Source organism: Microbispora sp. H10830 (assembly GCF_014161375.1).
GTDB lineage: Bacteria > Actinomycetota > Actinomycetes > Streptosporangiales > Streptosporangiaceae > Microbispora > Microbispora catharanthi.
Genome location: NZ_JABBWX010000003.1, coordinates 81,737 through 105,918, shown reverse-complemented (window position 1 = coordinate 105,918; position 24,182 = coordinate 81,737). Strand labels below are relative to the sequence as shown.

Genomic DNA, 24,182 nt, shown 5'->3' with positions numbered 1-24,182 from the left:
TTACGCGGAGCACGTTACGATGCCGCGTTATAGATCCCCCCGAGGAGTACCCCATGGCTGTACGTCGTCTGATCCCTCTGGCCGTCGCGTGCGCCCTCGCCGCGGCCGCCGCCACCCCTGCGCAAGCTCGCGGGACCGATGAACCGTACTGCGCGACCCACAAATGCATCGCCCTGACCTTCGACGACGGTCCGGGGCCGTACCTGCAGACCCTGCTGAAGACCCTCGCCACCTACAAGGCGAAGGCGACGTTCTTCCTCATCGGCACCGAGGTGAACAAGCACCCGAAGCTCGCTCAGCAGATCGCCAAGTCGGGCCACGAGATCGGCAACCACTCGTGGGACGCCAGCTATCTGACCCAGCTGACGTACGCCCAGATCAACAAGAAGATCGGCGACACCCAGCGGCTGATCCAGAAGACGACGGGCAAGACGCCGAAGCTCTTCCGCGCGCCGGGCGGGCTGCGCAACGGCGGCGTGGAGGAGATCACCGCCAAGTTCGGGCTCATCCAGGTGCCCGGCACGACCGCCACGAAGGACTACATCAAGGATTACCGGCATGTGGACCTTCTCACCAACCGGGCCCTGGATGTGGCCGGGGAGGGCGAGGTCGTGCTGATGCACGAGACCATCAAGGAGACCGTCGAGTCGATGCCCGAGGTGCTCCAGACGCTGACCGCGGAGGGCTACAGCTTCGTGACGGTGTCCACCCTGCTCGAGGGCCAGGAGCTCACCCCGGGACAGGTATATCCCGACCGGTCGGGGATGGAGACGACGACCGCCGCCGAGTGATCCTGCGGCCCAGCGCCTGGGCCGGCGCCTCCACGAAGCGATAGGTCAGCCAGCTCAGCGTGAGCAGCGCCACGAGATAGCCGAGCGCGACGGCCGCCTGGCCGGTCGGCGTGAGCGACCGAAGGTCGCCGGCGAGCGCGTTCAGATACTTGAGCAGCGGGTGGTGCACCAGGTAGACCGAGTAGCTGATCAGGCCGAGCCAGGTCAGCACGCCGGGGACGCGCCGCCCGCGCAGCACCATGCCGAGCGCGAACGTCCCGCCGGCGAGGACGATGGTGGTGATCCACACGTCGGGCTGCACCCACCACCAGCCCGCCTGGATCGACCACACCGGCGCGGCGGCCACCAGGGCCGCCGCGGCCACGACCGGGCCGAGCCCGCCCGTGCCCCGCTCCCAGCGGTACAGGGCCGTCCCCGTGAACATCACCGCGAGGATGGCCGCCCCGAACCACGGCACGAAGCTGCCGAACACGAGCAGCACGAGCGCCATCAGGCCCAGCGCGTACGCCGCGACCGTACGGAACCGGCCGGTGATCAGGCCGGCCAGCCCGGCGAGGAACAGCACGCAGGCGGCGACGGCGGGCCACGGCCCCGGCAGCAGCGGCGCCGACAGCACCAGCCCGGCGGCGACCGCCACGACGCCGAAGGCGATCGCCAGCGTCCCGCTGCGCCGATGCGCCCCGCCCACGAACAGCGCGGTCACCAGCAGGTAGAACACCATCTCGTACGACAGCGTCCACATCGGGTCGGCCAGGGCGCCGGTGTGGACGACGTCGAGCAGCATGCTCACGTGCGCGGCCACGGCCGACGGATGCCGGGGCACCTCCTGGCGCACCGGAACCCAGAACGCCATGACGAGCACGGCGGCGATCACCAGCAGGTAGAGCGGGTACAGCCGGAACACCCGGCTGACCCAGAACGCTCCGACGTCGCCCCTGTTCTCCAGGGACGCGGGGATGATGTACCCGCTGACCAGGAAGAAGACCAGCACGCCGTACATGCCGAGGCTGAACCAGTAGGGACGCAGCGACGGCATGAGCCAGGGCAGCGCGTGCTCGGCGACCACCGCCATCGCGCCGATCCCTCGCAGGGCGTCGAGCCACGCGAGCCGGGTGACCTTCGCACCTGACCGATCGGTGACGGGGTGAGTGGCAATCACACCGCGTCACTCTATCCGGCACGGTCGGGATCAATCCGATTGATCCCCACTCATTGATCCCCGCTTACCGATCCCCGATCAGAGATCCGCGGTCACTCCCACTCGATGGTGCCCGGCGGCTTGCTCGTCACGTCGAGGACCACCCGGTTGACCTCCCGGACCTCGTTGGTGATCCGCGTGGAGATGCGCGACAGCACGTCGTACGGCACCCGCGCCCAGTCGGCGGTCATGGCGTCCTCGGAGGTCACCGGCCGCAGGACGACGGGATGGCCGTAGGTGCGGCCGTCGCCCTGCACGCCGACCGAGCGGACGTCGGCGAGCAGCACGACCGGGCACTGCCAGATGTCGCGGTCGAGACCGGCGCGGGTGAGCTCCTCACGGGCGATGGCGTCGGCCTCGCGCAGCAGGTCGAGGCGCTCGCGGGTGACCTCGCCGATGATCCGGATGCCGAGGCCGGGCCCGGGGAACGGCTGGCGCCAGACCATCGCCGCGGGCAGGCCCAGCTCCTCGCCGGCCCGCCGCACCTCGTCCTTGAACAGCGTGCGCAGCGGCTCGACCAGTTCGAACTTGAGGTCCTCGGGCAGCCCGCCCACGTTGTGGTGCGACTTGATGTTCGCGGTGCCGGTGCCGCCGCCGGACTCGACCACGTCGGGGTAGAGCGTGCCCTGCACGAGGAAGTCCACCGGCCCGTCGGCGAGGATCGCGCGCTGCTCGTCCTCGAAGACCCGGATGAACTCCCGGCCGATGATCTTGCGCTTCTCCTCCGGGTCGGTGACGCCCGACAGCGCCTTGAGGAAGCGCTCGGAGGCGTCCACGACGCGCAGCTTGACGCCGGTCACCTCGACGAAGTCGCGCTCGACCTGCTCGGCCTCGCCCTTGCGCAGCAGTCCGTGGTCGACGAAGACGCAGGTCAGCCGGTCGCCGATGGCCCGCTGGACGATCGCGGCGGCGACGGCGGAGTCGACGCCGCCCGACAGCGCGCAGATCGCCCGGCCGTCGCCCACCTGGGCGCGCACGGCCTCCACGGCGTCCTCGACGATGTTGAGCATGGTCCACGAGGGGCGGCAGCCGGCCGCCTCGAGGAAGTGCTTGAGCACCTGCTGCCCGTGCTCGGAGTGGAGCACCTCGGGGTGGAACTGCACGCCGTAAAGGCCGCGCGAGGGGTCCTCCATCGCGGCGACGGGGGTGGCGGCGGTGGCGGCGGTGACGGCGAACCCGGCGGGGGCGCCGACCACAGAGTCGCCGTGGGACATCCAGACGGTCTGCGCGACGGGCAGGCCGGCGAACAGCAGGCCCTCCTGGAGGACCTTGAGCGCGGTCCCGCCGAACTCGGCAGAGTCGGTCCTGGCGACCTCGCCCCCGAGCGCCCGGGCCATGGCCTGGAAGCCGTAGCAGATGCCGAAGGTCGGCACCCCGGTCTCGAACAGGCCGTCGGGAACCGGCGGAGCACCCTCGGCGTACACCGACGAAGGGCCGCCGGACAGGATGATCGCCTTGGGCTTCCTGGCCAGCATCTCCGACACCGGCATCGACGACGGGACGATCTCGGAGTAGACGTGGCACTCACGCACCCGTCGTGCGATCAGCTGCGCGTACTGCGCGCCGAAGTCCACGACGAGGACCGTGTCGAACTCAGACACTGGAAAGGACCCCCATGAAGGCAGCGAGGCGGTAACGCCAGTCTATCGGCGCGGTGACGCTGCCCGCCCGGGCGTGCCGCAGCCTGCGCCCTCCAGAACTTGGCCGACCAATATAGAGAGGGTACGATGACCGGCTAAGGAGGTCCCCATGGTGGAGAGGGTGGAGTCGCCGGCCCAGGACGCTCTGGAATGCCCCGCGGACGCCCCGGAACGCCCCGCGCCGCCCGTGGACGTCGAGGACTCGCTGGGCTGCCTGATGGCCACGGCCTCGCTGGGGCACCGGGTCCTGCTGGGCGCCCTGCTGGCGGAGATCGATCTCTATCCGGGACAGGACCGCGTGCTCAACGTGCTGTGGGCGCACGGCCCGCAGTTCCAGAACAAGCTGGCGGCGAAGCTGGGCATCGACATGTCCACGATGACCAAGACCCTTCAGCGCCTGGAGCGCGGTGGCCTGGTGAGCCGTTCGCCGTGCGCCACGAACCGGCGCCTCAGCATCGTCAGCACGACTCCGAAGGGCGACGCCCTGCGCCCGAGGCTACGCGGCATCGAGGAGGAGGTCCACCGGAGACTGGCGCGCGGCCTGACGCCGGAACAGGTGGAAACGCTCTGCTCGCTGCTCGCCGTGGTCCGGGACAACACCTGCCGCGAGACCCTGCGCTCACCCGGCGCCGGGGACTGACCCCGTCAGACCCTCCGGCGGGCGTGGGTGATCACCGAGATCCCGCTGCCGGCCAGGGCGTCCGGACGCTCCCGGAGGGCGGGGCCGGCGGCGTCGCACTCCGGCACCTGCTCGACCACCTCGAAGCCGTGCTCCTCCAGCAGATCCGCCGCCTCCCGCGGGCTCAGGAACGTCAGCCAGGGCTCACCGCCGCCCGCCACCAGCGGCATCAGGGTCTCGGCGTACGCCCGGGCACGCGGGCCGCGCAGGGCCTCGGGCAGCAGGTGGTCCATGACGATCTCACTGCCGGGGGCGAGGCGGCCGAGCCCGGCCAGCGTGCGCGCGACGGCCTCGCGGGTGAGATAGACGGTCACGCCGAGCCAGCTCACGAACGCCGGCCGGACGAGGTCGAACCCGTGCGCGACGAGCCGGTCGACGGGGCACTCCCCGGCCTCCATGTCCACGGGGACGTACGTGAGGCGGTGTGGCGCCGGGAGGCCCGCACGCGCCATCGCCTCCCGTTTCCAGCACTGCGTGTCCGGGTGGTCCACCTCGAAGACCTCCACAGGACCTGAGGCCGACCTGCAGGCGTAGGTGTCCAGCCCCGCGCCGAGGATCACGTACTGGCGGACGCCCCGCCGTACGGCGCCCGCCAGGCGGTCCTCGGCGTAGCGGCCTCGGGTGACCACGGCCGCGCGCAGCCCGGCGACGACGGGGTGGTCCCCCATCTCGCGGTGCGGGCGCACGTAGTGCTCGGCGCACTCGCCCAGCAGGGCGTACGCGAACGGGTCCCGGAAGACGACCGGCTCCCCGTCGACGATCAGGTGCGCGGCGCGCGCCGCCGCCGTGTGGAGCGCGGTCCTGCTGGGCCCCTCGGTCTGCACCCGTCGAGCGTAAACCGCCTCAGCGATCTTGGCGATGGGTCACAGGCCGTGCGCCCGCGCGCCGTGCCGTAGCAGTTCGAAGGCGGTGCCGGCGGCGGCGACGGCCTCGCCGTACACCTCGCCCGCCGTCCGGCCGGACGCCAGCGCCGCATAGTTGTCCCTGGCCAGGATCTGCCGGACGGCGACGTACTGCGCGGCCACCAGGCGCGACGTCAGGCGCGGCACGGGATGGGACGTGCTTCCGGGAGCGCGGGGCACGGGACCCGCCGCCTCGCTCATCGCCTGCGCCAGCGCCTCCGTGTCCGCCGCGGCGTACTCGGCCACGCGGGACGCCAGGCTGGGGGTGTCGAACACGAGGCGGTGGTAGGCCAGCACCGCCGGGTGGTCGCACAGGCCGGTGGTCGGCTCGCGGGCGTCCAGCCCGGCCATGAAGGCGTCGTGCAGCGCGTCCAGCGGGGTCCGCCCGGCCGGGCGGGCGCGCACCACGGCCGCCGCCTCTCCCCTGTGGTCGGCGATCCGATGCAGGACCAGATCCTCCTTGGAGGGGAAATACCGGAACAGCGTGGGCTTGGAGACCTCCGCCGCGGCCGCGATCTCGGCCACGCCCACCCGGTCGAAGCCGTGTTCCAGGAACATCGCGATCGCGACCTCGGATATGGCCTGGCGGGTCCGCTCCTTCTTCCGCGTCCGCAGCCCCTCGACCATGCGCACAGGCTAGCAGCATCGCCAAGAAAACTTAACTCGGTTGCATTTTTAACCGAGTTGCTGTTCCATGCCCCTACGGCAACCGGGGGAAGGAGACGGCGGATGACCCCGCTGGAGGAGGAGCAGGCGTACGTCGAACGCTGCAGGGAGGGCCTGCGCCGGATGCTGGACGGCGCCCGGCACAACGTGGTCATCGGGGAGACCGTGGCGGGCGACCGCTACAGCGCCGAGCGGCTGGGCCGCCATTTGAAGAGCCTGGCGAAGGAGCTCGGCGAGGACGACGGAGGGCCGCCGTTCTTCGGGCGCCTCGACTTCGGCCCGGACGTGAGCGAGCACGCCGGGCAGCGCTACCACATCGGCCGCCGCCACGTCTCCGCCGACAGCGGCGGCCGGCCTCTGGTGATCGACTGGAGGGCGCCGGTCTCGCGGACGTTCTACCAGGCGTCGGCCCGGGATCCCCGGGGCGTGACCGTACGGCGGCGCTTCGGCTGGGCCGGCGGCGAGCTGACCGGCTTCGAGGACGAACACCTCGATCGCGGGCTGGACCGCGGAGTGGACCGCGGAGTGGACCGCGGCGGCGCGGGCCGCATCCTGACGGCCGAGATCGAACGCCCCCGGGTCGGGCCGATGCGCGACATCGTCGCCACCATCCAGCCGGAGCAGGACGACCTGGTCCGCGCCGACCTGGAGGAGTCCCTGTGCGTCCAGGGCGGGCCGGGCACCGGCAAGACCGCCGTCGGCCTGCACCGCGCCGCCTACCTCCTCTACGCCCACCGTAAGCGGCTGTCGCGCGGCGGTGTGCTCGTGCTCGGTCCGAACCGGGCCTTCCTCGGCTACATCTCCGCCGTGCTGCCGGCCCTGGGCGAGGTCGACGTCGAACAGACCACGCTGGACGCGCTCCTCGCCCGGGTCGCGGTCAAGGGGATCGACGGCACGGACGCCGCCGTGGTCAAGCACGACGTGCGCATGGCCGAGGTGCTGCGCAGGGCGCTCCACCGGCACGTCCGCGAGCCCGCGGAGCCGCTCGCCGTGGCCGACGGCTCCTCCCGCTGGCGGGTCTCGCAGGACGAACTGCGCCACGTGGTCGAGGAGACCCGGCACGAGGCGGTGCCGTACGGCGTGGGCCGCGAGCGCGTCATCGCCCGCGTGGCGTCACTCGTGCGGAGCCGGGCGGAGGCCCGCGGCCGGACGATCGACACGGCGTGGACGCGCCGGACCACCCGGGCCGTCACCGCCACCGTGGACGCCTTCTGGCCGGCCGTACGCCCCGAGGAGGTGCTGTTCGAGGTGCTCAGCGATTGCTCGGAGGCCGCCGATGGCGTGCTCACGACGGCCGAGCGGGCGGCGATCACCTGGGCGAGACCGCCGCGCACCTACCGGAGCGCCTCCTGGACGACGGCCGACCTGATCCTGCTCGACGAGCTCGCCGGCCTTGTCGAGCGCCCGCGGGGATACGGCCACGTGATCGTCGACGAGGCGCAGGACCTGTCGCCGATGCAGTGCAGGGCCGTCGCCCGGCGCAGCGAACACGGCTCGCTCACCGTGCTCGGCGACCTGGCGCAGGGCACGACCCCGTGGGCCGCCCGCGACTGGGGCGAGCAGATGGCGCACCTGGGCAAGCCGGAGACCGCGGTCATGGCGCTCACCACCGGTTTCCGCACGCCCGCCGCCGTCGTCGAGCTCGCCAACCGCCTGCTGGCCGAGCTCGCGGTGGACGTGCCGCCTTCCCGGTCCTTCCGCCGCGACGGCCGGTTGCGGATGCTGCGCGGGGACGACCCGGCGGTCGTGACGGCGGTGGTCGAGGCGCTCGGCCACGAGGGCTCGATCGGCGTCATCGCCGCCGACGCGTCGGCCGGCCGCCTGCGCGCCGCGCTCACGGACGCCGGTCTGGCCGTCGCCGACGGCCCCACGCCCGACCCGTCCGTGCGGATCTCCGTGGTGCCCGCCACCCTGTGCAAGGGCCTGGAGTACGACCACGTCGTGCTGGCCGAGCCCGCCGAGATCGTCGCGGCCGAGGAGCGCGGGCTGGGCAGGCTCTACGTCGCGCTCACCCGCGCGGTGTCCCGTCTCGACGTGGTGCACTGCCGTCCGCTGCCGTCCCCCCTGACGTGATGCCCACGATCGGCAGGCGCAGCGCGCCCGGCGCCGACGCGGGGACTACCGGCCGCACGGGCGCGACCGGCCCGAGCCGCACGTACGCGGAGCCGAGGGCGGGGCGCGGGTCCGCCTCGCCCTTGTTCGGCCACAGCGCCATCGCGCGCTCGGCCTGGGCCGTGATCGTGAGCGAGGGGTTCACACCGAGGTTGGCCGACACGGCCGAGCCGTCCACGATGTGCAGGCCCTCGTAGCCGTAGACCCGGTGGTAGGGGTCGATCACACCGGTCTCGGGCGAGTCGCCGATCGCGCAGCCGCCGAGGAAATGCGCCGTCGCCGGAATGTCGAACAGATCGAGCCAGGAGCCGCCGGGAAGGCCGCCGATCTCCTCGGCCGCCAGGCGGACGGCCTCGTGCCCGGCGGGGATCCAGGTGGGGTTCGGCTCACCGTGGCCCGGGCCCGCCCGCAGCTTCCCGCCCTTCAGCGAGAGCGTGATCGAGTTGTCCTTGGCCTGCATGACGAGGGCGATGACCGTGCGCTCCGACCACCTGCGGTGGTTGAACAGCCGGGGCAGCAGGTGGGGCCGCCGCAGGGCCGCACCGATGAACTTCAGCCAGCGCGGAGCCCGCCCGCCCCCGTCCACGAGCAGCGTGCGCAGCAGTCCCATGGCGTTGGAGCCGTCGCCGTACCGGACCGGCTCGATGTGCGTCTCGGCGTCCGGATGGATGGATGACGTGATCGCCACGCCGCGGTTGAGCTTGGCGCCCTTCGTGGTGAGGCGTTCGAAGCCGAGCAGGGCCTCGGAGTTCGTCCTGGTCAGCGCGCCGAGCCGGGGCGACATCCGGGGCAGTGTGGTGGCCCTGAGCCGGTGGAGCAGGTGCTGCGTGCCGTACGTCCCCGCGGCGAAGACCACCTGCCCGGCGGTCAGCGTGCGCGTGGGGCCGAACGGTCCTGTCCGCCTCACCGTGATCTCGTAGCCGCCCTCGATGGGCCGCACACCGGTCACGGTGGTCTCCGGGTGGACCTTCGCCCCGGCCTTCTCGGCCAGGTAGAGGTAGTTCTTGATCAGCATGTTCTTGGCGCCGTGGCGGCAGCCTGTCATGCATTCGCCGCACTCGGTGCAGCCGCGGCGGCGCGGCCCCGCGCCGCCGAAGTAGGGGTCGTCCACCTCGACGCCGGGCTCGCCGAAGAACACCCCGACAGGGGCGAGATGGAAGGTGTGGCCGACGCCCATCCGCTCGGCGACCTTCTTCATCACCTCGTCGGCGGCGGTGACCGTGGGGTTGTCCGCCACGCCCAGCATCCGCCTGGCCTGGTCGTAGTAGGGCGCGAGCTCGGCCTTCCAGTCGGTGATGTGCGCCCACTGGGGATCGCGGAAGAACGGGTCGAGCGGCTCGTAGAGGGTGTTGGCGTAGACGAGCGAGCCGCCGCCCACCCCCGCGCCGGCCAGCACCATCACGCCGTTGGCGCCCCGCAGGACGTGGATGCGCTGGATGCCCTTCAGGCCGAGCGCGGGCGCGAACAGGAAGTCCCCGGCCCGCCAGGAGTTCTTCGGCAGGGTCTTCTCGTCGAACCGCCGGCCGGCCTCCAGGACGCCGACCGAATAGCCCTTCTCGGTGAGCCGCAGCGCGGTCACGCTCCCACCGAACCCCGACCCGATCACCGCGACGTCGTAGTCCAACGCCCCGCCTTTCTTACTTGAGGTGCAGCCGCTTCATCGTCTTGAGCAGCCCCGCGAGCGTGTCGGCGTACTTGTCGTAGGTCATGCCGAGGATCGGCTCGAAGCCCAGCCACGTGGCCTGGCTGGCCACCGTCTGGACTTCTGTGTACTTCAGCAGGCCCTCGGTCCCGTGGCGGCGGCCGAGCCCGGACGACTTCATCCCGCCCATCGGGGCGTCGTAGGAGGCGTACGCCGAGCCGTACCCCTCGTTGATGTTGACGGTGCCCGCCTTGATCAGGGCGGCGAGGCGGCGGCCCCGCGCGACGTCCCTGGTCCAGATCGAGGCGTTCAGCCCGTACGCGGTGTCGTTGGCCGCCTGAACCGCCTCGTCCTCGTCTCTGAAGCGGTAGAGCGACACGACCGGCCCGAACGTCTCGTCCCTGCAGACGGCCATGTCCTCGCCGACGCCGTCGAGGACGGTCGGCTCGTAGAAGAACGGGCCGAGGTCGGGGCGCGGCCTGCCGCCCGTCAGCACCGTGGCGCCCTTGGCGACGGCGTCCTCGACGTGCGCGGACACCCCGTCGAGCTGCCTCCGGGACGTGAGCGAGCCCATCTGCACGTCCCAGTCGAGACCGGGGCCGATCCTCATGTTCTCCACCGCCCGGACGAACTTGTCGCGGAAGGCGTCGGCGATCGCCTCGTGCACGTAGAGGCGCTCGATCGAGATGCACAGCTGGCCCGCGTTGGTGAAGCAGGCCCGGATCGCGCCCTGGGCGGCCACGTCGAGATCGGCGTCGTCGAGCACGATCATCGGGTTCTTGCCGCCGAGCTCGAGGGAGCAGCCGATGAGCCGCTTGGCCGCCTCCTCGGCGATTTTGCGCCCGCCGCGCGTCGAGCCGGTGAACGCGACGTAGTCGGCGCCGTCGATCAGCGGGTCGCCGACGTCCTCCGGATCGCCGAGCACGACCTGCCAGATGTCGCGCGGCATGCCCAGCTCGGTCAGCAGGTCGATCGTCCACAGCGTGGACAGCGGGGTCTGGGTGTCCGGCTTGTGCACGACCGCGTTGCCCGCGATCAGCGCGGGGACCACGTCGGTGACGCCGAGGGCCAGCGGGTAGTTCCATGGGCTGATCACCGCGACCACGCCCTTGGGGTGGCGCAGCTCGGCCGTACGGGTGGCGATCGGGAAGATGCCCTGCCTGCGCTGCGGCTCCAGCAGCCCGGGCGCCCGCCGCGCGTAGTACAGCGTGCAGCCCGCCACGTCCGCCACTTCCTCGTACGCGTGACGCCGCGCCTTGCCGGTCTCCCACTGCACGATGTCGAGCAGCTCCTGGCGGCGGTCGAGCATCGCGTCGTGGAGCCGCAGGAAGGGCGTGATGCGTTCCCGGACCGGCAGCGCCGCCCATGCCTCCTGCGCCGCCCTCGCCCTGGCGTACGCCGCGCGGACGTCCGCGGGGGTGGAGATCGGGACCTCGGCCAGGACCTCGCCGGTGAACGGCGCGACGATCTCCCTCGTCTTGCCCTCGGAGGAGACGTGCGTGAGGATCCGGTCGACCATGGCCGCGTCGAGCGTCCGATTCATGGCACCCATGGCGGAAGAATATTCCGGAGCCCCGCTCGTGGCTACCGGTAGGTAATTGGAGGCGCCGGGCGGACGGCGTCCTCGCCGGAAACAACCTCGCCGTGGCGTCGGTGCAGCAAAATCGAGTACGTGCCGGACATCTCACCTCTGCGACCAGGCGACCCCCAGCGCATCGGCCAGTACGTGCTCACCGGCCGTCTCGGTACGGGCGGACAGGGCATCGTCTACCACGCCATCGGGCCGACCGGCGAACCCGTCGCCGTCAAATGGATCCGTGCCGATCTGACCGGTGACGCCGTCACCACCGAGCGCTTCCTGCGGGAGGTCGCGGCGGCCAAACGTGTGGCGGCCTTCTGCACCGCACAGATCCTCGACACCGGCATGGAGTCCGACCGGCCGTACATCGTCAGCGAATACATCGACGGCCCCTCGCTCCAGCAGAGCGTCGCCTCCTCAGGTCCCGTCAGGGGGAACGCCCTCTACCGTCTCGCCATCGGTGTCGCCACCGCCCTGGCGGCCGTTCACAAAGCCGGAATCGTGCATCGCGACCTCAAGCCGCCGAACGTGCTCATGGGCCTCGTCGCTGACCTCGGTGCCCATCGGCACTCCCGCGTACATGGCGCCGGAGCAGTTTCTGAACAAGACCATCGGCCCTGCCACGGACATGTTCGCCTGGGCAAGCACGATCGTGTTCGCGGCGTCCGGAAACTCCCCGTTCGGCAGCGCATCCCTGCCCGCCGTGATCAACCGGATCCTCAACGCCGAGCCGGAGATCCGCGGCATCGACGGCACGTTGCGGGATCTGGTCGTCTCCTGCCTTCGGAAAGACCCGGCACGGCGGCCGACCGCCCAGCAGGTCATCGAGGCCCTGTTGGAGCAATACACCCCCGACGCCGGCGCGCGTCCGGTCGAGGTTGGCGGAGGCCGGGAGACGGAGATTGAATCGGCCGTCGAGCCGGGCGGCCGAGCGGGTCGCCACCGGATCAAGGTCGCCGCCGCGGTCGCCGTGATCGCCGCGATCACCGCCGGCCTTCTGCTCCGCTCCGGCGACCGGGACGGCACGGGCGCCGAGGCGGCCAGGGTGGTCACTTCTCTCACGCCGCCGCCGACGGCCCGCACACCGCAGGGGGGCGGCTCGACGCCCGCCGCGGCCTCGACTCCGTCCGTCACCGTTCCCAGGACAGGCCTGACCAAGACGAAACTGCCCGGCGTGGCGGCCACTCTCTACGAGCATCCCGACGACCCGGTGTCGGTCGCGTCTTTCACCATGGACGAGGCGGAGTACACGTACGTCAGGGATTCGATGTCCGCACCGTTCAAGAAGAAGGACGGCTATCTCGACTACACCGTCTCGCCGGACGGCACGTACGGGCTGGGCATACCCGTCTACTTCTACAAGGGCACATCGTCCGTTGATCTCATCCAGCTGAGAACCGGAGTGATGCACAAGGTGAAGACAGTGCGCCAGCCCAAGGTGGCGGACTTCTTCCAGTGGTCCCGGGACGGCGGCAAGGTCCTGCTGAGCATCAGGAAGCCTTCCGGCGAGGACCAGATCACCACCGGCTTCATCGTGGTCGACGCCGCCCGGCGGACCGCGAAGATCGTGGAGGTCGACGACCCGGCCATCAAGGAATCGGTGTTCGGGTGGGACGCGGACGAAGAGGGAGTGGTCGCGTTCTTCCGCAGTGGCCGGACCAAGGGCCTGCGCTTTTTCGACCTGAGTGGGAAGGCGGTCCGCGACATCACCGGCCCGACCATGTTCAACGACATCGCCCAGTTCCTGTTCTCCCCGTCCGGAGCCTCGTTCGCCAGCGACTGCCCCCAGGGGGACGCGGATCTGTGCGTCTGGGATCAAGCGACGGGGCGGGAGAAACTGCGGATCGCGTCCGGATGCTCTCGGTTCATGGGCTGGTATGACGAGCGGCACGTCGTCTGCTGGGAGAAAGGCGACGGCGACAAGAACGTGATGGTGATCCTCGACATGACGGGCGGCATGGTGCGCGCGCTCATGCAGGCCAGTGACGAGGCGGTGGACGATCTGATTGTCAACCTGAGGTTCAGGCCCTCGTGAGCCGCACGCGCTGAACCGCCCCCGGCGGCGGTCCGTCTTGGGGGCATGAGGACATCGATTCGTACGGCGGGCATTCTCGCCGCGCTGCTGGCCACGGGAGCCACGGGCTGCGCGGGTGGCCGTACGGCACAGGACTTCCCGCCCCCTCCCACGGACCTGACCGGCAAGGTGCGGCTCGTGGCGTACGCCGACTGCGACGAGATGACGGAGGGGCTGCGGCAGGCGGCCGCGCGGAACGTGACCCCCTGGGGCTTCGGGGACGCGATGCTCTACGCGGTCACCGACGCCGGCGCGGCCAAGCGGGCGACGCCCGAGCAGCAGTCGTACTCGACCACGAACACGCACGAGGCGGGCGTGGACGAGCCCGACCTGGTCAAGACCGACGGCGACCGCGTGATCACGGTCACCCGGGGCGTGCTGCGCGTCGTGGACGCGAAGACCCGGAAGGTCACCGGGACGCTGCGGCTCGTCGCCGAGGACCAGTCGTGGGCCCAGGCCGACCTGCTGGTGCACGGCGACCGCGCGCTCGTGCTGTTCCAGGGCGGCGGGATCGTTCCGTTCGGGGCGATGGCCAAGCGCCTGCCGGGTCCGAGCGGCCCGAGGTACGTGCTCGTGGACCTGTCCGGCGAGCCGCGCGTCCTCGGCGCGATGACCGTGCGCGGGCAGCACATCGACGCCCGGCAGGTCGGCTCCACGGTGCGGCTCGTCGTCCGGTCCCAGCCGGAGATCGCCTTCCCGACGCCGAAGCAGGACGAATCGGAGAAGGAGCTGCTCGAAGGCAACCGTAAGGCCGTGCTGTCCGCCCCCTCCGGCGCGTGGCTGCCGTCGTACGACGTCGAGTCGGGCGGCGCGAGCCGCACCGAGCGGGTCGGCTGCGACCAGGTCAGCCACCCCGACCGGTTCACCGGCACCTCGATGCTGACCATCCACACGATCGACCTGGCCGCCGCCACGCCGTTCGGCTCGCTCACGCCGATCGCGGTCGCGGCCGACGGCGACACCGTGTACGGAACGGCGGGCAGCCTCTACGTCACCAGCAATCCCCGCTGGTGGGCGGCTCGCCCGATCGACGTGGTGCCGGTGCCCGACTCGTCGGCCGCCGCGGCCACGGCCACCCCGGCGGTGCCGCCCGAGCGCACGGAGGTGCACCGCTTCGACGTCTCCGCGCCCGGCGCCCCGCGCTACGTCACGTCGGGCTCTGTGCCGGGACGGCTGCTGAACCAGTACTCCCTGTCGGAATACGACGGTCACCTGCGGGTGGCGACGACCAGCGGCGCCGAGGTGTTCGACGCGAGCCCGGGCACGAGCGAGAGCGGCGTCTACGTGCTCGACGCCGGCACGCTCGCCCAGACCGGCTCGGTCACGGGCCTCGGCAAGGGCGAGCGGATCTACTCGGTGCGGTTCATGGACGGCCTCGGCTACGTGGTGACGTTCCGCCAGACCGACCCCCTGTACACGCTGGACCTGCGGGATCCGGCCGCGCCGAAGGTCACCGGCGAGCTGAAGATCACCGGTTTCTCCGCCTATCTCCACCCGGCGGGCGAGGGGCGGCTCATCGGCATCGGCCAGGAGGCGAGCGAGAAGGGCCGGGTGCTCGGCACGCAGATCTCGCTGTTCGACGTCTCCGACCCGGCCGCGCCCGCGGTGCTGTCGCGGTTCCACCAGAAGGAGTCCGGCTCGGAGGCCGAGTGGGACCCGCACGCCTTCCTCTACTGGCGCGCCACCGGGCTGGCCGTGCTTCCGCTCCAGAACTGGGCCGAGGGCGGGATCGCGGGCAGCGCGGCGCTCGCGCTGCGCGTCGGCGACCGCGAGATCACCAAGCTGGGCGTCGTGACCCACCCCCGGTCACCCGCGAAGAGCGACTTCGCCCCCGCCGACCAGGGCATCCGCCGTTCTCTCGTCATCGGCGACGACCTGTGGACCGTCTCCGACACCGGCCTGAAGGTCAGCGACGCCGCCACGCTGGCCGACCGCGCGTGGATCCCCTTCAGCTGATGTTCCCCGGCGCCTTCGCGAGGTCACGCGGGGGCGCGACGGGGACGATCTCCGGCGCGCCGAGGCGGATGGCGTCGGCCTCCTGGTCGGTGTCCTGCTCCTGGGAGGCCCGCTCCGCCTCGACCCGCTTGGTGTAGTACTCGACCTCGCGCTTGACCTGATCGGCGTCCCAGCCGAGCGGGCCGGCCATGAGCTCGGCGGCCTCCTGGGCGACCGCGCTCCCCCGGTGGAAGGTCTCGATCGAGATGCGGGTGCGCCGCGTCAGCGCGTCGTTGAGGTGCCCGGCGCCCTCGTGCGTCGCCGCGTACACGATCTCCGCGCGCAGGTAGTCGTCCGCGCCGTCGAGAGGCCGGCCGAGCGAGGAGTCCTTCTCGATGAGCGCCAGCACCTCGTCGATCAGCGAGCCGTACCGCTCCAGCAGGTGCTCGATCCTCGCCACGTGCAGCCCGGAGGAGCGCGCCATGCGGTGGCGGGAGTTCCACAGGGCCTGGTAGCCCTCCGCGCCGGCGAGCGGCACCTGGTCGGTGCAGGACGGCGGCACGCGCTGGTCGAGACCGTGCGCGACCGCGTCCACGGCGTCGGCCGCCATGACCCGATACGTCGTGAACTTCCCGCCGGCCACCATGACCAGCCCCGGAACGGGGTGGGTGACGACGTGCTCGCGCGAGAGTTTGGAGGTCTCCTCTGACTCCCCGGCCAGCAGCGGCCGCAGCCCGGCGTACACGCCCTCGACGTCGTCCCTGGTCAACGGCACCGAGAGCACCGAGTTGACCCGGTCGAGCAGGTAGTCGATGTCCGCCCGCGAGGCCGCGGGGTGGGCCTTGTCGAGGTTCCAGCGGGTGTCGGTGGTCCCGATGATCCAGTGCCGGCCCCAGGGGATGACGAACAGCACCGACTTCTCGGTGCGCATGATGAGCCCGCTGAGCGAGTGGATGCGGTCGCGCGGCACCACGAGGTGGATGCCCTTGGACGCCCGCACGTGGATCTGCCCCCGGCCGCCGACGAGCTGCTGGATGTCGTCGGTCCACACGCCGGTCGCGTTGACGACCTGGCGGGCCCGCACGTCCAGCTCGGCGCCGGTCTCCAGGTCGCACACGCGCACCCCGGTGACCCGCTCCCCCTCGCGCAGGAAGCCGACCGCCTGCACCCGGGAGGCGACGTGCGCGCCGTACGTCGCGGCGGTGCGCAGCGTGGTCATCACGAAGCGGGCGTCGTCGACCTGGGCGTCCCAGTACTGCACGGCGCCGGTGAAGGCCGACCTGCGCAGCGAGGGGACGACCCGCAGCGCCTGGCGGCGGGTCAGGTGGCGGTGCCCCGGCACGCCCCGGGCGAGGCCGAAGGACAGCCCGAGCGTGTCGTAGAGCGCGAGCCCCGCCCCGATGTACGGCCGCTCCCAGCCGGCGTGCGTGAGCGGGAACAGGAACGGCACCGGCCTGACCAGGTGCGGCGCGATCCGCTTGAGCAGCAGCGACCGCTCCCGCAGGGCCTCCCTGACGAGGTCGAAGTTGAGCTGCTCCAGATAACGCAGCCCGCCGTGGATCAGCTTGGACGACCGGGACGACGTGCCGGAGGCGAAGTCGCGTGCCTCGACCAGGCCCACCGAGAGCCCGCGGGTCGCGGCGTCGAGCGCGACGCCGGCGCCCACCACGCCGCCGCCGATCACGACCACGTCGAGTTCCTGCGCCTCCATCCGCGCCAGGGCGGCGGTACGTTCTGCCGGGCCGAGTTTCGCCGTCCCCATCCTCGCCGTCATATGGCTCCTTCTGTACCGCTTTCGCCTCTTCCGAGTAAATCTACCCGTGAGTAGTTACCCGCGAATCCATCTTTTCCGTCGCCTTTCCCAAGGATCTCCGTAATAGTCGGTGAACACTTCGGGGCAGCCCCCCCTCGCCGTACGGCGGCGAGGCGCGCCGCCAACGGTGCGTGCCCGGACCGGGACGGCGTGTGATCACAGCAGGTGGGTCCGGCACGCGGGTGATTGCGCGAAAACGGCCGGTTGACACGCTTTCCGACATGTAATCAACTCGTGTCGCGGGGTCCGGGTCAGCGCGCGCGGCGAAAGCGGTAATAGCGCTCGGCGAGAAGTGCCGAATCGCCTTCACCAAGCAGTGGCGACGCGTGACGGGTGGTGGCGGGTGTTGTCGAGGTCGGAGCCACGTGAACGCGGGAAGAAATTCCAGGGAAATCCGGTGGCTTTCTCCACCGGGCATCGTGAGCGAGACGGCGACCGGCGTGCGGCGGCGGAGCGCTCCCGAACCGGCGCCGCGCCCTCGGCCGCCCTCTACCGGGGCATACGCCTGTTCACGATCGCATTCCTGTTGCTCGTGCTCACGTTGCCGCCCGAATTCCTGCGGGACCGGCCCGGGCCGTGGAAGTGCGCGGTCGCGGGGTGCGGGCTGGCCGTCTTCATGGCTTCCTACACCCGGGTGGTGTGCCGCTCGATACCGCGTTCGGAACGGCTCCACACGCCCTGGGCGCTATTGGGCGTGGTCGTCAGCGGACTCGCCCTCCTGGCGGTTCTGCCGGAGAGCTGGATTTATTATCTGCCGTTCTATGTCCTCACCTGCCTCGTCATCACTCAGGGCCCCTGGCTCGGGCTGGTGTCCGCCGGCGGCTTCGTTCTCGTCATGGTGTGCGCCGGGCTCCTGCGGGGGCTCGCCCCGATGCGGCTCGCCATCCTGGTGACCCAGCTCGCGGTCTTCGCCGTGACGTTGAGCGGCATCCACCAGGTCATCGAGTTCGCCATCACCCGCTGGGAGACCCAGAAGGCGTCCGAGCGGCTGGCCGGCGAGCGCGAGCGCCGCAGGCTGTCCCGCGACCTGCACGATCTGGTCGGCCGCGACCTCGTCGCCCTCATCATGCGGGCCGAGGTCGCGGCGCAGCACGACCCCGAGACCTCGACGGGCGAGGAGTTGCGCCGCATCGCGGCGCTGGCGCGCACCGCTCTGAACAACACTCTGGCGGTGGTCGAGGAGATGCGCTCCCCGGACATCGTGACGGAGCTGGAGGAGGCCAGGGAGCTGCTGGGCTGGGCCGGGATCGACCTCGCCGTCTTCGGCCGTCCGGTGAGGGCGCACCAGAGGGCGCCGTTCGCCTGGTTCCTGCGCGAAGCCGTCACCAACGTCGCCAAGCACAGCGGCGCCCGGACGTGCCGGGTGATCTTCGGCGCCGACCGGCTGACGGTCGAGGACGACGGACGGCCGAAGGAGCCCCTGGTGCCGGGCGCGGGCCTCACCGGGCTGCGGGAACGGCTGGAGCAGGCCGGTGCGGAACTGGTCGTCTCGCGGTCCAGGGAGGGCGGAGTACGCGTGACAGCGAGATTCGTCGAAGGGGGACGCCCGCATGACTGAACCGCCACTGGACGTGTTGATCGCCGAGGACCAGGACCTCGTCAGGGAGGCCCTGGGGCTCCTGCTCTCGGCGTACGCGGGGTTGCGGGTGGTCGGCGCGGCGGGCGGGGTCGAGGAGGCGCTGGCGCTGGCCGCCGAGACGCGCCCGCACATCGCGCTGGTCGACCTGCACCTGCCCTCGGACGGCGCGGCCGGCCAGGAGGACGTCCCGAACGGCGTGGAGGTGGTCGCGGGGCTGCGCAGACGCTCTCCCGCCACCAGGTGCCTGATCCTCTCGGCGTTCCGCGAGCCGGGCGCCCTGCGCGCCGCGCTCGCCGCGGGCGCCTGCGGCTACCTCGTCAAGGACACCTCCACCGCCCGGCTGGTCGCGGCGATCAGGCGGGTGGCGGTCGGCGAGCTCGTCATCGACGACCGCCTCGCCGCCCGCATCGCCCTGGCCAAACCGTGCCCGCTCACTCCGCAGGAGGTCGCGGTGCTCCGCCACGCCCAGGACGTCCTCACGGTCGCCGACATCGCGAGGGCCATGCGCCTCAGCACCGGCACCGTGCGGAACTACATCACCCGGGCCATCCACAAGACCGGCGCGCGCAACCGCCACGAGGCCGTACGCATCGCCGCCGCCAACGACTGGCTCTGAGTCAGCGGGCGGGGCTGAGGGCCTCGGGGCGCAGCCGGGCCAGGGCCACCACGAGCGCCAGCGCGGTCCAGCAGGCCAGCACCAGCAGCGGCGTGGCGACCTCTCCGGATCCCCGCTCCGCGGTGATCGCCAGGTGGTAGAGCGCACTGGTGGGCAGGTAGTCGCTGACCTGCCTGACCGTCTGCGGGAACGCCGATGTGGGGAACCACAGCCCGCCCAGGATCGCCATCGGGAAGAAGACGCCGAGGCAGGCGAACTGGGTCGCCTCTCCGGCGACCAGCAGCCCGATCGCCACCCCGAACACCGCGAAGCAGACGCTGCCGCCCCAGGAGGCGGCGAGCACCAGCGCCCAGCGATCGGGCGGCATCCGCACCTGGTTGAGCAGGGCGCCCAGGATGAAGATCGCCGCGAGGGCGGGAAGCACGAGCAGCCAGGCGCCCACGAGCTTGCCCAGCACGTACCGCCGGGGGGACAGCGGGGTGAGCGTGAGCTGACGGGCCCACCCGCTGCCGCGCTCCTCGCCCAGCCGGATTCCGCCGCCGGTCAGCGCGGCGTAGAACGCGCCGGAGACCGCCAGGGCGATCATGTAGGTCGCCGCGAACCCCGGTGCGGAGGTCCAGCCCGACACGGTGAAGAGCTTCGTGAACATGACGTAGAAGCCGGCCGAGAACAGCACGGAGAAGACCAGGAAGTAGCCGCTGCGGACCATGCTGACCACGTCGAGCCTGATGTAGTGGGTCATGGCAGTCCCGTCTCCTTCGCCAGGGCCATGAGGACGTCTTCAAGGGAGCCCCGGATGATCTCCAGATCCCGCACCCCTCGCCGGGAGGCGCCGTACAGGGCGTCGAGTGTGGCGTCCTGGTCGGAGGTGACCAGCTCCCAGCGGTCCCCCGGGTCGCCCTTCACCCGCAGCACCCCCGGCAGCCGGGCGAGCTCCTCCTCCCGCGCCTCCGGGCCGGTGAACCGCAGGGTGACGTCGCTCACCCGGGACATGATCTGCCTGGCCGGGCCGTCGGCCACGATCTGCCCGCCCTGCAGCACGACGATCCGGTTCGCGTACGCCTCCGCCTCCTCCATGTAGTGCGTGGCGAAGACGATCGTCCGGCCGCGCCCGGCCCGTTCCAGGATGTCCTCCCAGAACGCGTGGCGGGCCGCGACGTCGAGCGCGGCGGTGGGCTCGTCGAGGAAGAGCAGCCGCGGGTCTCCGGCGATGGCCAGGGCGAACTTGACCCGCTGACGCTGGCCGCCGGAGAGCCTGCTCACCCGGCGCGCCCCCAGGTCCGCCAGCCCGGCCTCGCGCAGGATCTCCCCGGTCAGAGCGGCCCTGCGGTACTGCGCCGCGACGAGGCCGACGACCTCGCGGACGGTCACATGGCCCATCAACCCGGTGTCCTGCAGCATCGCTCCCACCAGCCCGCGCGCGACGGCGTCCTGCGGGCGCATGCCGAACAGGTCGGCCCGGCCGGTCCCCGGGGTCAGCAGCCCCAGCATGACGTGGGTGAGCGTGCTCTTGCCCGCGCCGTTCGGTCCCAGCAGCGCGACGACCTCTCCGGCGGATATCCCCAGGGTCACGCCGGCCAGCGCCCGCACCGCTCCGTAGCTGAAGGTCACGTCCCTGATGTTCACGTGCCGGGTCTCAGGCGTCATCGCTGTCGCGGCCTCCCGAAAACGGGTTCGTCGGGGCGAAGTCCACTGACGCACGCTACGACGCCGGCGCGTATTCCGGGAGAACTTTTTCCGCACCGTTTTCTGGTGAGTTTTGTCACCATCGGCCCGCGCGGATTCTCATCATTGACACCGCATTCTCGCGTGTGATGATCGGTGAGTCCGATCCGGAGAAAGGGACCTTTTGCTGGGTCGGAGCGCGGCGCCCGGGCTCGCATTAATCCGCGTCTTCGATCTCCCGGGTCTCCGTCATGCCGAGAGGGGGTGAACTACGGCATGAAGCTTGAGAGCACCGCCACGGTCGACCACCGGAGCATGACCGCTCAGCCGCTCGGCGCCGGTCTGACCGGCGCCGGGTTCGGCGTCGTCGTCCCGGGCGCCTCGTCCTGCTGCGCTGGCTGCACGTCCAGCTCCTGCGGAACGATCGCGCGTCCGTAGCGACAAGCGGGGCCCGGCGGCTCACGCCCCGGGCCCCGCCCTCCCGGAATTCACGGGAATCCACGGAGAAATCCCTAGGAAAGCGCGGTGACAGCCATGGAAGCCAAGCGGGAAATAGACGTTTCCGCCATTCCCAAGCCCGTTCTCATCAACGTTCCGGTGGACGACGTGGCGCGCGGTGTGGAGTTCTACCAGGCACTGCTCGGAATGCCGCTCGCACGATCCCTTTCGTACGAGATCTCCTACCACGCCCCGGTGTCCAGCGACGGCATCCTGCTCACGGTCGACAAGCGCAGGTTTCCCGGCGAGGCGATAACGGTCTATTTCCACGTGGCCGACCTCGACGCCATGCTCAAGACCATCGCGGAGGCCGGCGGCGAGGTGACGGCGGGCCCGTACGACCTGCCGCTGCCCAAGCAGGTCAAGCCGGAGTTCCAGGAGCAGTTCCGGGACAGCCCGTTCTACCGGGGGGACGCCGGCGACTCCATGGGGCGGGGCGCCAGCGTGACCGACGCCGACGGCAACAGGTTCGGGCTCGTGGAGTTCAGCGAGTGGGCGCACGCGACCTTCCGGCTGGGCGAGTACGCCACTCCGGTCACCGCCGAGCAGCTCGTCGACCAGTCGATCGCCCTGAACCGGAAGGTCCCCCCGCCCAGCGAGATCTTCCAGGAGTGAGCGTGGAGCACACCGATCCCCAACTGGCCGAGGCGAGCGCAGGGGTCAGCGCCTACCGGCTGCTCAGCCCGGACCTGCAGACGGTCGGCCTGCGCACGCACCAGGCCCGCTACGACAACCTCGGCGAGGCGCGCTTCCCCCGGCCCGCCGAGGACTTCATCGTCGCCAGCCGGTTCGCGCCCTGGGACCGGGAGGCCCAGCTCTCGGGCGCGGACTACTTCGGGGACGTCATGGCGACCGCGCTGTCGGTGATCGACCACGAGTCGGCGCCCGAGGCGGACGTCGTCGAGCTGCCCGCACCGCTGGAGGTGCCGATCGCGCTGGACGAGGCCGTCGCCCGGCGGCGGAGCGTGCGCAGGTACACCGGCGACCCCGTGGCCCTCGCCGAGCTCGGCACGATGATCCGGTTCGGCGGCGGGATCACCGGGGAGGCCGACGGCGAGCTGATGCGCGGCGGCACCGCCACCTATCGGTTCCGCGCCGTGCCGAGCGGCGGCGGCCTCTATCCCGTGGAGATCCACCTCGCCGCGCTCGACGTGCCGGAGCTGCCCGTCGGCACCTATCGCTACAGCCCGGTCGAGGACGTGCTCGTCCGCACCGGGGACCGGGCGACCGCGGACCGGCTGCGCGACTCGTTCGCGATTCCCGGCGGGATCATCTCCGTCGAGAGCGCGGCCGCGGTCGTCCTCCTCGTCGCCCGGCCCTGGCGGTCCATGCGCAAGTACGGCCCGCGGGGCATGCGCTTCGCCCTGCACGAGTGCGGCGGCATCGCGCAGAACATGCACCTCACCGCGACCGGGTTCGGCCTGGGCACCACCGACTGCTCCAGCTACGTCGACGACCTGACCAACGAGGCGCTCGGGCTGGACGGCGTGCTGTCCTTCGTCGCGCACACGATCTTCGTCGGATGGCCGGGATGAGCGACGCCCGGCCGCTGCTGATCTACGTGCACATCCCGTTCTGCAGCTCGAAGTGCCACTTCTGCGACTGGGTCACCGAGATCCCCACCGCCGAGCTGCTGCTGCGCCCCGCCGACACGCCCAGGCGGGCGTACATCGACGCGCTCTGCCGGGAGATCAGGGAACGCGGGGCGGACCTGACCGGCCGCGGCTACCGCCCCGCCATCATGTACTGGGGCGGCGGCACGGCGAGCATCCTGGCCGAGCACGAGATCGCGCGGATCGGGGCCGCGCTGCACGAGGTGTTCGACCTGTCCGGCGGGATGGACGAGGCGACCATCGAGTGCAGTCCGGAGAGCCTCACCCCGGAGAAGCTGACGGCCTTCCGCGACGTGGGCTTCCGGCGCTGGAGCAGCGGTGTCCAGTCCTTCGACGAACGGCGGCTGCGCACACTGGGCCGCAGCCACGACGCGGCCCAGGCGCGGCGCGCCGTCGAACTGGCGGCCGAGGCGGGCTTCGACGACCGCTCGATCGACCTGATCTGCGGGCTGCCGGGCGAGAGCGTGGAGGAGGCCGCCGACTCCGTACGGGCCGCCCTCGACCTGCCGGTCACGCACGTCGCCCTCTACCCGTACCGGCCCGCGCACGGCACGGTGCTGCGCCGGCAGGTGACCCGGGGCACCACGGAGATCCTGCGTTCCGAGCAGAAGGCGGCCTACGGGCGGGCCGCCGCGCTGCTCGTGGACGCCGGGTTCCCCGAGTACGCGATGAGTCACTTCGGCCACCGGCGCTGCCTCAGCGACCTGGCCTACTTCCAGCTCCGCATGGACTGGGCCGGCTTCGGCTCCGGCGCCACCTCGCTGATCGGCGGGGAGTACCTCGCGCACCGGCGCGGCTTCCTGTCCGCCTACAACCGGGACCCGCTGCACTTCGACGAGCGCTACCCCGCCGCCTCGCCTGCCATCGCGGCCCGGCTGCTCTACCAGTCGCTGACCACCTTCGAGGGCGCCTCGCGCGACCTGTGGCGGGAGCGCACGGGAACCGGTCTGGACGAGGTACTGGCGCTCGGGCCCTGCCGTCACCTGCTCGGCTTCCTGGAACGGGTGGCCGAGGTGCGCTCCGACGCCGACGGCGTGCGGCTGCGCCGCGACCAGATCGCGGACGCCTTCATCGACCTGCAGTTCGCGGGGATCGCGGCGGGCGGGGGGCACGGGTCGCCCGAGCTCCCCCGGACGGCCGCGTTGCTGGGCTGACGGCACGGACCCTGAGAGAGGAATGG

General features: G+C 71.4%; 21 protein-coding genes and 1 pseudogene. 12 read left to right on the top strand and 10 right to left on the bottom strand.

Going from position 1 to position 24,182, the window contains the following annotated elements; all coding sequences use genetic code 11:
- Positions 1-53 precede the first annotated feature (53 nt).
- On the top strand, positions 54-791 hold the full coding sequence (locus tag HHX35_RS09805; RefSeq protein WP_182898544.1) for a polysaccharide deacetylase family protein: 738 nt from the start codon (positions 54-56) through the stop codon (positions 789-791).
- Here the strand turns inward: HHX35_RS09805 and HHX35_RS09800 are convergent.
- Together HHX35_RS09800 and guaA are read right to left on the bottom strand one after the other, a co-directional pair.
- Entirely contained in the window at positions 730-1,950 is a 1,221-nt protein-coding gene (locus HHX35_RS09800) for an acyltransferase (protein WP_310738991.1), read from the bottom strand. The two genes, HHX35_RS09805 and HHX35_RS09800, sit on opposite strands and share 62 nt — an antisense overlap.
- Before the next feature lie 92 nt (positions 1,951-2,042).
- Positions 2,043-3,590, bottom strand: a complete 1,548-nt coding sequence (guaA, locus tag HHX35_RS09795; RefSeq protein WP_139573591.1) for a glutamine-hydrolyzing GMP synthase — start codon at positions 3,588-3,590, stop codon at positions 2,043-2,045.
- Positions 3,591-3,738: 148 nt separating this feature from the next.
- Here guaA and HHX35_RS09790 point away from each other — a divergent pair, with 148 nt between their 5' ends.
- Positions 3,739-4,269, top strand: a complete 531-nt coding sequence (locus HHX35_RS09790; RefSeq protein WP_182898543.1) for a MarR family winged helix-turn-helix transcriptional regulator — start codon at positions 3,739-3,741, stop codon at positions 4,267-4,269.
- Between the two features lie 5 nt (positions 4,270-4,274).
- Here HHX35_RS09790 and HHX35_RS09785 read toward each other — a convergent pair whose 3' ends face one another.
- Both HHX35_RS09785 and HHX35_RS09780 read right to left on the bottom strand, forming a co-directional pair.
- Positions 4,275-5,132, bottom strand: a complete 858-nt coding sequence (locus tag HHX35_RS09785) for a class I SAM-dependent methyltransferase (RefSeq protein ID WP_182898542.1) — start codon at positions 5,130-5,132, stop codon at positions 4,275-4,277.
- 39 nt (positions 5,133-5,171) lie between these two features.
- A complete protein-coding gene (locus tag HHX35_RS09780) occupies positions 5,172-5,837 on the bottom strand; it encodes a TetR/AcrR family transcriptional regulator (RefSeq protein WP_182898541.1) in 666 nt (221 codons plus the stop codon).
- Positions 5,838-5,939: 102 nt separating this feature from the next.
- Between HHX35_RS09780 and HHX35_RS09775 the strand changes: the two genes are divergently transcribed.
- A complete protein-coding gene (locus tag HHX35_RS09775) occupies positions 5,940-7,949 on the top strand; it encodes an AAA family ATPase (protein WP_182898540.1) in 2,010 nt (669 codons plus the stop codon).
- On the opposite strand, the gene HHX35_RS09770 is transcribed toward HHX35_RS09775, so the two are convergent.
- A complete protein-coding gene (locus HHX35_RS09770) occupies positions 7,885-9,612 on the bottom strand; it encodes a GMC oxidoreductase (RefSeq protein ID WP_182898539.1) in 1,728 nt (575 codons plus the stop codon). The two genes, HHX35_RS09775 and HHX35_RS09770, sit on opposite strands and share 65 nt — an antisense overlap.
- A 13-nt stretch (positions 9,613-9,625) precedes the next feature.
- Positions 9,626-11,182 (bottom strand): succinic semialdehyde dehydrogenase, encoded by a 1,557-nt coding sequence (locus tag HHX35_RS09765; RefSeq protein WP_182898538.1) that lies wholly within the window; start codon positions 11,180-11,182, stop codon positions 9,626-9,628.
- A gap of 120 nt (positions 11,183-11,302) precedes the next feature.
- Between HHX35_RS09765 and HHX35_RS45105 the strand changes: the two are divergent.
- Positions 11,303-11,689: pseudogene (locus HHX35_RS45105) on the top strand (protein kinase); the annotation flags it as partial.
- Here the strand turns inward: HHX35_RS45105 and HHX35_RS09760 are convergent.
- Entirely contained in the window at positions 11,627-11,773 is a 147-nt protein-coding gene (locus tag HHX35_RS09760) for a hypothetical protein (protein ID WP_182898992.1), read from the bottom strand. The pseudogene HHX35_RS45105 and the gene HHX35_RS09760 sit on opposite strands and share 63 nt — an antisense overlap.
- Here HHX35_RS09760 and HHX35_RS09755 point away from each other — a divergent pair.
- Together HHX35_RS09755 and HHX35_RS09750 are read left to right on the top strand one after the other, a co-directional pair.
- A complete protein-coding gene (locus tag HHX35_RS09755; protein ID WP_310738990.1) occupies positions 11,766-13,244 on the top strand; it encodes a protein kinase domain-containing protein in 1,479 nt (492 codons plus the stop codon). The two genes, HHX35_RS09760 and HHX35_RS09755, sit on opposite strands and share 8 nt — an antisense overlap.
- A 45-nt stretch (positions 13,245-13,289) precedes the next feature.
- Positions 13,290-15,239, top strand: a complete 1,950-nt coding sequence (locus tag HHX35_RS09750; RefSeq protein WP_182898536.1) for a beta-propeller domain-containing protein — start codon at positions 13,290-13,292, stop codon at positions 15,237-15,239.
- On the opposite strand, the gene HHX35_RS09745 is transcribed toward HHX35_RS09750, so the two are convergent.
- Positions 15,232-16,992 carry a glycerol-3-phosphate dehydrogenase/oxidase gene (locus HHX35_RS09745; RefSeq protein WP_182898535.1) on the bottom strand — a complete coding sequence of 587 codons (1,761 nt, stop codon included), beginning with the start codon at positions 16,990-16,992 and terminating at the stop codon, positions 15,232-15,234. The two genes, HHX35_RS09750 and HHX35_RS09745, sit on opposite strands and share 8 nt — an antisense overlap.
- Before the next feature lie 436 nt (positions 16,993-17,428).
- On the opposite strand from HHX35_RS09745, the gene HHX35_RS44565 reads away from it, so the two are divergent.
- Complete coding sequence (locus HHX35_RS44565; protein ID WP_182898534.1) at positions 17,429-18,589, top strand: histidine kinase; 1,161 nt, start codon at positions 17,429-17,431, stop codon at positions 18,587-18,589.
- Complete coding sequence (locus HHX35_RS09735; RefSeq protein WP_139573602.1) at positions 18,582-19,226, top strand: response regulator transcription factor; 645 nt, start codon at positions 18,582-18,584, stop codon at positions 19,224-19,226. The genes HHX35_RS44565 and HHX35_RS09735 overlap by 8 nt, the downstream gene beginning before the upstream one ends.
- A 1-nt stretch (position 19,227) precedes the next feature.
- Here the strand turns inward: HHX35_RS09735 and HHX35_RS09730 are convergent, their stop codons facing one another.
- Positions 19,228-19,968, bottom strand: coding sequence for an ABC transporter permease (locus HHX35_RS09730; RefSeq protein ID WP_182898533.1), 741 nt, complete (start codon positions 19,966-19,968; stop codon positions 19,228-19,230).
- On the bottom strand, positions 19,965-20,873 hold the full coding sequence (locus HHX35_RS09725; RefSeq protein ID WP_182898532.1) for an ABC transporter ATP-binding protein: 909 nt from the start codon (positions 20,871-20,873) through the stop codon (positions 19,965-19,967). Before HHX35_RS09725 ends, HHX35_RS09730 begins: the two co-directional genes overlap by 4 nt.
- A gap of 294 nt (positions 20,874-21,167) precedes the next feature.
- Here HHX35_RS09725 and HHX35_RS09720 point away from each other — a divergent pair, with 294 nt between their 5' ends.
- The 4 genes from HHX35_RS09720 to HHX35_RS09705 all read left to right on the top strand — a co-directional run bounded on the left by HHX35_RS09720 (position 21,168) and on the right by HHX35_RS09705 (position 24,156).
- Positions 21,168-21,329, top strand: coding sequence for a hypothetical protein (locus HHX35_RS09720; RefSeq protein WP_157099475.1), 162 nt, complete (start codon positions 21,168-21,170; stop codon positions 21,327-21,329).
- Between the two features lie 96 nt (positions 21,330-21,425).
- On the top strand, positions 21,426-22,004 hold the full coding sequence (locus HHX35_RS09715; RefSeq protein ID WP_259404973.1) for a VOC family protein: 579 nt from the start codon (positions 21,426-21,428) through the stop codon (positions 22,002-22,004).
- A 2-nt stretch (positions 22,005-22,006) separates the two neighbouring features.
- The gene (locus tag HHX35_RS09710) at positions 22,007-22,924 is read left to right on the top strand and encodes a SagB/ThcOx family dehydrogenase (protein WP_182898530.1); all 918 of its coding nucleotides are present in this window, start codon (positions 22,007-22,009) and stop codon (positions 22,922-22,924) included.
- Positions 22,921-24,156 carry a coproporphyrinogen-III oxidase family protein gene (locus tag HHX35_RS09705; protein WP_182898529.1) on the top strand — a complete coding sequence of 412 codons (1,236 nt, stop codon included), beginning with the start codon at positions 22,921-22,923 and terminating at the stop codon, positions 24,154-24,156. The genes HHX35_RS09710 and HHX35_RS09705 overlap by 4 nt, the downstream gene beginning before the upstream one ends.
- Positions 24,157-24,182 lie beyond the last annotated feature (26 nt).

Bases quoted from the DNA above. Each gene is read 5' to 3' on its own strand.
- HHX35_RS09805 (WP_182898544.1), top strand. From the start codon at position 54: ATGGCTGTACGTCGTCTGATCCCTCTGGCCGTCGCGTGCGCCCTCGCC.
- HHX35_RS09725 (WP_182898532.1), bottom strand. From the start codon at position 20,873: ATGACGCCTGAGACCCGGCACGTGAACATCAGGGACGTGACCTTCAGC.
- HHX35_RS09760 (WP_182898992.1), bottom strand. From the start codon at position 11,773: ATGGGCACCGAGGTCAGCGACGAGGCCCATGAGCACGTTCGGCGGCTT.
- HHX35_RS09730 (WP_182898533.1), bottom strand. From the start codon at position 19,968: ATGACCCACTACATCAGGCTCGACGTGGTCAGCATGGTCCGCAGCGGC.
- HHX35_RS09715 (WP_259404973.1), top strand. From the start codon at position 21,426: ATGGAAGCCAAGCGGGAAATAGACGTTTCCGCCATTCCCAAGCCCGTT.
- HHX35_RS09735 (WP_139573602.1), top strand. From the start codon at position 18,582: ATGACTGAACCGCCACTGGACGTGTTGATCGCCGAGGACCAGGACCTC.
- HHX35_RS09750 (WP_182898536.1), top strand. From the start codon at position 13,290: ATGAGGACATCGATTCGTACGGCGGGCATTCTCGCCGCGCTGCTGGCC.
- HHX35_RS09790 (WP_182898543.1), top strand. From the start codon at position 3,739: ATGGTGGAGAGGGTGGAGTCGCCGGCCCAGGACGCTCTGGAATGCCCC.
- HHX35_RS09705 (WP_182898529.1), top strand. From the start codon at position 22,921: ATGAGCGACGCCCGGCCGCTGCTGATCTACGTGCACATCCCGTTCTGC.
- HHX35_RS09775 (WP_182898540.1), top strand. From the start codon at position 5,940: ATGACCCCGCTGGAGGAGGAGCAGGCGTACGTCGAACGCTGCAGGGAG.
- HHX35_RS09745 (WP_182898535.1), bottom strand. From the start codon at position 16,992: ATGACGGCGAGGATGGGGACGGCGAAACTCGGCCCGGCAGAACGTACC.
- HHX35_RS09765 (WP_182898538.1), bottom strand. From the start codon at position 11,182: ATGGGTGCCATGAATCGGACGCTCGACGCGGCCATGGTCGACCGGATC.
- HHX35_RS09720 (WP_157099475.1), top strand. From the start codon at position 21,168: ATGAAGCTTGAGAGCACCGCCACGGTCGACCACCGGAGCATGACCGCT.
- HHX35_RS09780 (WP_182898541.1), bottom strand. From the start codon at position 5,837: ATGGTCGAGGGGCTGCGGACGCGGAAGAAGGAGCGGACCCGCCAGGCC.